The organism is Pseudomonas reactans, assembly GCF_013385825.1.
Taxonomy (GTDB): domain Bacteria; phylum Pseudomonadota; class Gammaproteobacteria; order Pseudomonadales; family Pseudomonadaceae; genus Aquipseudomonas; species Aquipseudomonas reactans.
Genome location: NZ_JACAPG010000013.1, coordinates 53511 through 62891, shown reverse-complemented (window position 1 = coordinate 62891; position 9381 = coordinate 53511). Strand labels below are relative to the sequence as shown.

The 9381-nt window shown below is 61.9% G+C and carries 3 protein-coding genes; all 3 read left to right on the top strand.

Features of this window, described 5'->3' with window-relative positions:
- The first annotated feature begins 152 nt into the window (after positions 1–152).
- From recC to recD, 3 genes are read left to right on the top strand one after another with little or no spacing between them, the layout of a single operon-like run.
- The gene (gene recC, locus HX868_RS16500) at positions 153–3605 is read left to right on the top strand and encodes an exodeoxyribonuclease V subunit gamma (RefSeq protein WP_177003593.1); all 3453 of its coding nucleotides are present in this window, start codon (positions 153–155) and stop codon (positions 3603–3605) included.
- Entirely contained in the window at positions 3602–7276 is a 3675-nt protein-coding gene (gene recB, locus HX868_RS16495; protein ID WP_177003592.1) for an exodeoxyribonuclease V subunit beta, read from the top strand. The genes recC and recB overlap by 4 nt, the downstream gene beginning before the upstream one ends.
- The gene (gene recD, locus HX868_RS16490) at positions 7273–9339 is read left to right on the top strand and encodes an exodeoxyribonuclease V subunit alpha (RefSeq protein WP_177003591.1); all 2067 of its coding nucleotides are present in this window, start codon (positions 7273–7275) and stop codon (positions 9337–9339) included. The genes recB and recD overlap by 4 nt, the downstream gene beginning before the upstream one ends.
- The last annotated feature ends 42 nt before the right edge of the window (positions 9340–9381 follow it).

Below are 9381 nucleotides of genomic sequence, written 5' to 3'. Positions count from 1 at the left end.
CGTCAAGATTAAATTCCGAAACCCCATTTGCGAAAGCAGATGGGGTTTTGTTTTGGGCGGTCGAAAAGACAGCTAACATCCCAATTCCTCCAACAACTGCCCACAGTGCTAAAGTCGCACCCTCGATTTTTGCTTTTCCCAAGGAAGCCGTTATGCCGGATGCGACGTCCCTCAGCCCTGGATTCATGGTGGTTCACGGCAACCGCCTGGACGAACTGCGCAGCCTGGTGGTCAGTTGGATGCGCCGCTATCCCCTGGCGCCCTTGGAAAACGAGATCGCCCTGGTTCAAAGCAACGGCATCGCCCAGTGGCTCAAGCTGGCCTTGGCTGAAGATCCGGAAGACGACGACATGGGCGGTTGCGGAATAGCCGCAGCAATTGATGTTCAACTGCCCGGCAGCTTTATGTGGCAGCTCTACCGCATGGTCTTGGGCAAAGATGAAATTCCGCCCAAGTCCCTGCTCGATAAAGCCCCGCTGACCTGGCGCCTCATGCGCCTGCTTCCGGAGCTTATCAATCAACCGCACTTTGAACCGCTGCAGCGTTTTCTGACCCACGACACCGATTTGCGCAAACGCTACCAACTCGCCGAGCGCCTGGCTGACCTGTTCGACCAATATCAGGTCTACCGCGCCGATTGGCTCGAAGACTGGGCTGCCGGTCGCCACCAACTGCGCAACGGTCGAGGCGAGTCAAAATCGCTCAACCCAGCCAACTGCTGGCAAGCCGAACTATGGCGCGCACTGCTGTTGGATGTCGGTGAAGAAGGCATGGCCGAAAGCCGCGCCGGCGTTCACCAGCGTTTTATCGAGCGCATCAATACACTGGAAACAGCGCCCGCGGGCCTGCCATCCCGAGTCATCGTTTTTGGCATCTCCTCATTGCCCGCCCAGGCATTGGAAGCCCTCGCGGGCCTCGCGCGATTCAGCCAAATCCTGCTCTGCGTGCATAACCCCTGCCGCCACCATTGGTCCGACATCGTCGCCGACAAAGACCTGCTGCGTAACGAATACAAACGCCAAGCGCGTAAAGCTGGCATGCCGGTCACCATCGACCCACAAACCCTGCACCAGCACGCCCACCCGCTACTGGCCGCCTGGGGCAAGCAAGGCCGTGACTACATCAGCCTGCTGGACAGCTACGACGACCCCAACAGCTATCGCGCTGCATTCCGCGATGGTCGCATCGACCTGTTCAGTGACAGCGAGCCCACCACACTGCTCAACCAGCTCCAGGACGACATCCTGGAACTGCGTCCACTCAATGAAACCCGCGACCTATGGCCTGCTGTCGATCTGGAGCGTGATACCTCAATCCGCTTCCACATCGCCCACAGCGCCCAGCGTGAAGTGGAAATTCTCCACGACCAATTGCTCCAACGTTTCAGCGCCGACCCTACGTTGCGCCCCCGGGACATCATCGTCATGGTCCCTGATGTCGACAGCTACGCGCCGCACATTCGCGCCGTGTTTGGCCAACTCGAACGCAATGACCCACGCTTCATCCCGTTCACCCTGACCGACCAGGGCCAACGCGGCCGCGACCCGCTGCTTATCGCCGTCGAACACCTGCTGAAACTGCCCGACAGCCGCTTCCCCGTCAGCGAGATCCTCGACCTGCTCGACGTTCCGGCCCTGCGCGAACGCTTTGCCATCAAGGAGCGCGACCTGACTACGCTGCATCGCTGGATCGAAGGTGCCGGCATCCGCTGGGGTCTCAACGCCGAACAACGTGCCGGCCTGGGTCTGCCAAAGGAGCTGGAACAAAACAGCTGGCGTTTCGGCCTGCGCCGCATGTTGCTCGGTTACGCCGTAGGCACCGGAGCCGCGTGTGAAGGTATCGAGCCCTACGATGAAATCGGTGGCCTCGACGCAGCGCTCATCGGGCCTTTGGTCGCTTTGCTCGACGCACTCAACGACGCACATCAAGCACTGTCACTGCCTGCTGCTCCGGCGGAATGGGGCGAGCGCCTGCAACGCCTGATGCAACTGTTCTTCCTGCCCAGCAGCGAACACGATGACTACCTCCTGGGCCAACTCGAGCAACTCAGGGAAACCTGGCTGGAAACCTGCGAATCTGTAGGCCTGCAGGACGAGTTACCTCTCACCGTAGTCCGCGAAGCCTGGCTCGCGGGTCTGGACCAAGGTCGCCTGTCCCAACGCTTCCTTGCCGGGGCTGTCAATTTCTGCACTTTGATGCCCATGCGAGCGATCCCATTCAAGCTCGTTTGCCTGCTCGGCATGAATGATGGTGATTACCCACGCGCCCAACCTCCGCTGGACTTCGACCTGATGGGCAGCGACTACCGCCCCGGCGACCGTTCACGGCGTGAAGACGACCGCTACCTGCTGCTCGAAGCGCTCCTGTCAGCCCGCGACCAGTTGTACATAAGCTGGGTGGGCCGCAGCATCCGCGATAACAGTGACCGCCCTGCGTCGGTACTCATCGGCCAACTGCGTGACCACCTCTCCAGCGGCTGGCACCACGCTAATGGCGATGAACCGCTGATCGACGCCATGACACAAGAGCACCCACTGCAACCGTTCAGCGCCCGTTACTTCCATGAGGGCGACGCGCTGTTCAGCTACGCCCGTGAGTGGCAATTGCTGCACGAAACGCCGGATGCGATCCTGAAAGAAGGCGGACTCACGCCGTATCAACAGGACGAAGCCCTGAGCCTCGGTCAGCTTCAAGACTTCCTGCGCAATCCGGTCAAACACTTCTTCAGCCAACGCCTGAAAGTGTTCTTCGAAGCCGCCGAAGTGCCACTGGCCGACGAAGAACCCTTCGTCCTCGATGCCCTGCAACGCTACAGCCTGAGTGACAGCCTGCTGAGCGCAGCACTCAGCCAACCCGATCATTTGGACCAGGTCCTGAACGCCCAAGCCCTGCGCCTGCAGGGCAGTGGCCTGCTGCCGATGGTGGGTTTCGGCGAATGCCTGCGCAACGAGCTGATCGAGCCGTTACCCGATCTGTTGCGGCGCTATCAGCAAATGCTCGCCCTCTGGCCCACCCCACACACCGGTGCCGAACCGGTCAGTTTTGAGCATAATGGCGTGCAGCTGGAAGGCTGGATCAGTGGTCTGCATCGACGCAGCGATGGCGGGTTGCTCAGCGTTACCACCATCCCCAACAGCATCGGCTCGATCAAGACCCGCAAGTGGCATCGCCTGATTCGTCCCTGGGTCAATCACGTGGTTGCCTGCGCCTGCGGCCTGCCGCTGAGCACCGGCTTGGTGGCCAGCGATGACACTCTGTTGCTGCCGCCGCTGGATAAAGCCAATGCTCAGGAACTACTCGGTAACCTATTGCTGGCCTGGCATACCGGGATGAGCCAACCGCTGCCCGTCGCCGTCAAAACCGCTTTCGCTTGGCTTAGCCAAACCGATCCTGCCAAGGCCCAGGCGGCCGCCAGCAAAGCTTACGAAGGCGATGGCCTGACCACCGATGGTGAGCGCCGCGAAACCCCGGCGCTCACCCGGCAATTCCCCGACTACGCCACGCTCATCGCCAGCGAAGAATTCGAAGGTTGGTGCGAAACCCTGTATCGCCCGCTGCTCAATGCCCCGTGGCGATCACTCACAGGCGAGGAGGCCGGCGCATGACCAGCAAACCCTTGGCCCTGGCCTTCCCGCTCAAAGGCAGCCAGCTGATTGAAGCCAGCGCTGGCACCGGCAAAACCTTCACCATCTCCGCTCTCTACCTGCGCCTGGTCCTGGGCCACGGAGGCGATGAATCAGGCTTCGGCCGCGAACTGCTGCCACCGCAAATCCTGGTGGTGACTTTCACCGATGCCGCCACCAAAGAACTGCGCGAACGCATCCGCATCCGCTTGGCCGAAGCCGCGCGTTTTTTTCGCGGAGAAATTGAACAGCCAGATGCCCTGATCGCCGATCTGCGCGCAGATTACCTACCCGAACAATGGCCAGCCTGCGCCAATCGCCTGGACATCGCCGCCCAGTGGATGGACGAAGCCGCCGTCTCGACCATCCACAGTTGGTGCCAGCGCATGCTGCGCGAGCACGCCTTCGACAGCGGCAGCCTGTTCACCCAAACCCTGGAAACCGATCACAGCGACTTGCTCGGCGAAGTGTTGCGCGATTACTGGCGACTGTTCTGCTACCCGATGCACGACGATGCGCTCAATTGGATGCGCAGCAACTGGGGTGGTCCCGCCGCGTTGATGCCGCGAGTGCGCGCGTTGTTCGGCAGTGAACGGCCGACGGATGAAACCCGCGAGCCCGCCGAACTGATCACGGCCTGCCTGCAAGAACGCCGTGAAGCGCTGACAGCCATAAAGGCGCCCTGGCAACAATGGGCCGCAGAGCTGCGCGATATCTGCCTGCAAGCCGTAGCCGCCAAAGCTGTCGACGGTCGCAAGATGCAAGCCCGTTACTTCGAGCCGTGGTTCGAAAAGATCAGCGCCTGGGCCGCTGACGAAACCCTCGAACAACTCGACATCGGCACCGGCTTCACGCGCCTGACACCCGACGGCATGGCCGAAGCCTGGAAAGGCGAACCGCCGCAGCATCCCGGTATCGACGCCATGGCCGGCCTCAAGGCGGCGCTTGATGCGCTGCCAACCCCCGACGCCGCCGTGTTGCAGCACGCGGCAGGCTGGGTCGGCAAACGCTTTGAAGAAGAAAAACGCCGTCGCGCCGAAATGGGCTTCGACGACATGCTCATCCGCCTGAACGCTGCGCTGCAAGCCGACGGCGGCGAACGCCTGGCCAGTGTGATCCGCGAGCAATTCCCGGTAGCCCTGATCGACGAGTTCCAGGACACCGACCCGGTGCAATACGCCATCTTCGACAGCATCTACCGCATCGAAGACAACCACCTCGACAGTGGCCTGTTCCTGATCGGCGACCCCAAGCAAGCGATCTACGCCTTCCGTGGCGCCGATATCTACACTTACCTGCGCGCCCGTCAGTCCACCACCGGTCGTCACCACACGTTGGGTACCAACTTCCGCTCCAGCCACGCGATGGTCGAGGCGGTGAACCACGTGTTCCAGCGTGCGGAAACAGGTCGCGGCGCGTTCCTGTTCCGCGAGCCCGATGGTGAAAACCCGGTGCCGTTCCACTCGGTACTGTCCCAGGGACGCAAAGAACAATTGCAGGTAAATGGCCAAACGCTGCCAGCCATGAACCTCTGGCACTTGCCTACTGACCAGCCGGTTTCCAACGTGCTGTATCGTCAGCAACTTGCGGCGGCCTGTGCCACGCACATTGTTGAATTGCTCAACGGCGGGCAGCAAGGCCGCGCAGGTTTCCTGCAACCGGACGGCAGCTTCAAAGGCGTGCGTCCGTCAGACATCGCCATTCTCGTGCGCGACGGAAAAGAGGCCCAGGCCGTGCGCGCCGAGTTGGCCGGCCGTGGCGTGCGCAGCGTCTACCTGTCCGACAAGGACTCGGTCTTCGCCGCCCAGGAAGCCCACGACCTGCTGGCCTGGCTCAAGGCTTGCGCCGAGCCGGATGTCGAGCGCCCGCTGCGCGCCGCACTGGCCTGCGTCACCCTGAACCTGTCACTGCCGGAACTGGAGCGTCTGAACCAGGACGAACTGGCGTGGGAAAGCCGCGTCATGCAGTTCCGGGGCTACCGCGCGATCTGGCGTACCCAAGGCGTGCTGCCGATGCTGCGTCGTCTGCTTCACGACTTCAAACTGCCGCAAACCCTGATCGCGCGCAGTGATGGCGAACGTGTTCTGACCAACCTGCTGCACCTCAGCGAATTGCTGCAACAGGCCGCATCGGAACTGGACGGCGAACAGGCACTGATCCGCCATCTGGCCGAACACCTGGCACTTTCTGGTCAGGCGGGCGAAGAACAGATCCTGCGCCTGGAAAGTGATGAGCAACTGGTCAAGGTCGTGACGATCCACAAATCCAAAGGCCTGGAATACGACCTGGTTTTCCTGCCCTTTATCTGCTCAGCCAAACCGGTGGATGGCAGCCGATTGCCCCTTCATTACCATGATGAAAACGGCAAATCCCAGGTCAGCCTGCGTCCTACGCCTGAGCTGATCGCAAAGGCCGACAACGAGCGCCTGGCCGAAGACCTGCGCCTGTTCTATGTCGCGCTGACCCGCGCCAAACACGCGTGCTGGCTGGGTATCGCCGATCTCAAGCGTGGCAACAACAACAGCTCCGTACTGCACCTCTCTGCATTAGGTTATTTGCTCGGCGCTGGAGCCTTGTTGGGTGAGTCCGCCGGCTTGGCGCGCTGGCTCCTGGACCTTCAAGAAGGTTGCACCGCAATCAACTACGCCCAGGTGCCCGAAGCGCAAGACATCCTTTTCCACCCACCGCGCAACGAAGCCACACTGCGAGCACCCTTGCTGCCCAAGCGCAAGGCTGCAGAAAACTGGTGGATAGCCTCCTACAGCGCCTTGCGCATTGGCGACAGCATGAGCGCCGCCACGCTCGAAGCACCGGAAAGCCCGCAGGCCCAAAAGCTGTTCGATGACGAACGCCTCGACCCCGATGCACCTCGCGAAGTAGCGGCATCCGGCGGCGATATTCACCGTTTCCCACGCGGTCCTAACCCAGGGACCTTCCTCCACGGTCTATTGGAATGGGCAGGGGAGGACGGCTTCAACGTTACGCCCGAAGCCATCGAAAAGGCCGTGGGCGCCCGCTGCAACCGGCGCAACTGGGAAGGTTGGATCATCACCCTCAGCAGTTGGCTCGGCCACCTGCTGCAAACGCCACTGCCTGTGGATAACGGTCACGTCTCCCTCAGTGGTTTGCAGCAGTACCAGATCGAGATGGAGTTCTGGTTCGCCAGCCACAAGGTTGATGTCCTCGCCGTCGACAAACTGGTGTGCCAATTCACCCACAACGGCGCTTCCCGCGTTGCCGCCGAACCTGTACTGCTCAACGGCATGTTCAAGGGCTTCATCGATTTGACCTTCGAACATGATGGTCGCTATTACGTGGCCGACTACAAATCCAACTGGCTGGGCCCCGACGATTCGGCCTACACCTTGGATGCCATGGAGCAGTCGATCCTTGATCATCGGTACGACCTTCAATACGTACTTTACCTGCTGGCTCTGCACCGCCAACTCAAGGCGCGCCTGCCGGACTACGACTACGACCACCATATCGGCGGCGCGCTGTACATTTTCTTGCGGGGCACGCAGTCCGCGAGCCAGGGCGCGTATTTCACCCGACCGCCGCGGGAACTGATCGAAGGCCTGGACCTGCTGTTCCAGGGCAAGCCCATCCCGCCCAAGGTTGAGCCCGCCTGGGAACAAGGAGTGTTGTTATGAGCCTGTCGCCGCTACCGCTGGAGGCGCTGATGCCCCTCAGCCGCGCCGCTGACCTGGTGCAACTGCTGGAGCGCTGGGTCGATCGTGGCTGGTTGCGTGCCTTGGACAAAGCCTTCGTTGGTTTCCTGCACGAGCTTGACCCTCAGGCCGACCCGCTGGTGCTGCTGGCCGCCGCGCTGACCAGCCACCAATTGGGCCATGGTCACGTCTGCCTCGACTTGTTCGAAACCCTCAAGGCGCCGGATTTTGCCCTGTCCTTGCCGCCAGAGGGCGATCTGCAAACCGACGCCATGTTGTTGCCGTCGCAGCTACTGGAAGGCCTGGACGGCGCCCACTGGTGCCACGCACTGGCCGCCAGTCATCTGGTCGCGCTGGCGGTCGATGGCAGCGAATCCGCGCAGAGTCGTCCTCTGGTCCTGTCCGGCAAGCGTCTGTACCTGCGCCGCTACTGGACTTACGAACGGCGCATCGACAGTGCCTTGCGCCTGCGTCTTGCCACCCAGGAAAACGTGGCCGTCGATTTGCCGCAGCGCCTCAACAGCCTGTTCGATCAACCGCCGCCTGACGGCGTGATCGACTGGCAAAAGCTCGCCTGCGCCCTGGCCACTCGCGGCGCATTCAGCATCGTCACCGGCGGCCCTGGCACTGGCAAAACCACCACCGTGGTGCGCCTGCTCGCGCTGTTGCAGGCGCCGGCTGTGGAATCTGGCAGCCCATTGCGCATTCGCCTGGCCGCCCCCACCGGTAAGGCCGCCGCACGCCTCACCGAGTCAATCAGCCAACAAGTGCTGTCACTGAAAGTGCCGGACAGCGTGAAGGAAAAAATCCCGACCCAGGTCACCACCGTCCACCGCTTGCTGGGCAGTCGCCCAGGCACACGGCATTTTCGTCATCACCTCGGCAATCCATTGCCCCTGGATGTGCTGGTGGTGGACGAAGCCTCGATGATCGACCTGGAAATGATGGCCAACCTGCTCGACGCCTTGCCGCCCCACGCACGCTTGGTACTGCTGGGTGACAAGGACCAACTCGCGTCGGTAGAGGCGGGCGCTGTCCTCGGTGACTTGTGCCGCGACGCCGAAGCCGGTTTCTACAGCGCCGAGACCCGGCAATGGTTGCAAGCCGTCAGCGGCGAAGACCTCAGCGCCAGCGGCCTGCAGGAAGACCTCGACGCAAGCCACCCCTTGGCCCAGCAGGTGGTAATGCTGCGTTACTCGCGACGTTTCGGCGAAGGCAGTGGCATCGGCCAACTGGCGCGTTGGGTCAACCAGCAAAACGCAGAGGAAGCCCGCAAGCTGCTCGCCGCACGCAGTCACGCTGACCTGTTCTGCGTCAGCCTCAAGGGCGAACACGATCACGCCCTCGAATGCCTAGTGCTGGACGGGCAGGGCGACGGTGCTGAGGGCTATCGCTATTACCTCAACCTGTTGCAGAGCGCTCGCCCGTCGCCGGATACGCCCCGTGAAAGCCAAGCCTGGACCCACTGGGCGCAACAACTGCTGCAAGCCTTCGACGCTTTCCAACTGCTCTGCGCGGTACGCAAAGGCCCCTGGGGCGTGGAGGGCCTGAACCTGCGCATCACCGCCGCCCTGCGCAAGGTGCGGCTGATCGAAGGCGATGAACAGTGGTACGAAGGCCGCCCGGTGCTGATGACCCGCAACGATTACGGCCTGGGCCTGATGAACGGCGACATCGGCATCGCGCTCAAACTGCCCGAAAGCGACGGCGGGCCCCAGGTGTTGCGCGTGGCCTTCCCACGCAATGACGGCCAAGGCGGTGTGCGATTTGTGCTGCCCAGCCGTCTGAACGATGTGGAAACCGTGTACGCCATGACCGTGCACAAATCCCAGGGCTCGGAATTCACCCATACCGCACTGATCCTGCCGGATGCGCTGAACCCGGTGCTGACCAAAGAGCTGATCTACACCGGCATCACCCGGGCCAAGCGCTGGTTCAGCCTGATCGAGCCCCGAGGCGGCGTGTTTGAAGAAGCCGTCAGGCGCAAGGTCAAGCGTTTGAGTGGGTTGATGCTGGAATTGGGTCACGAATCCGAAAATAACTGACTGCTAGGTCATGTCAGATTTCTGGTTCAGTCGCCTGATTTT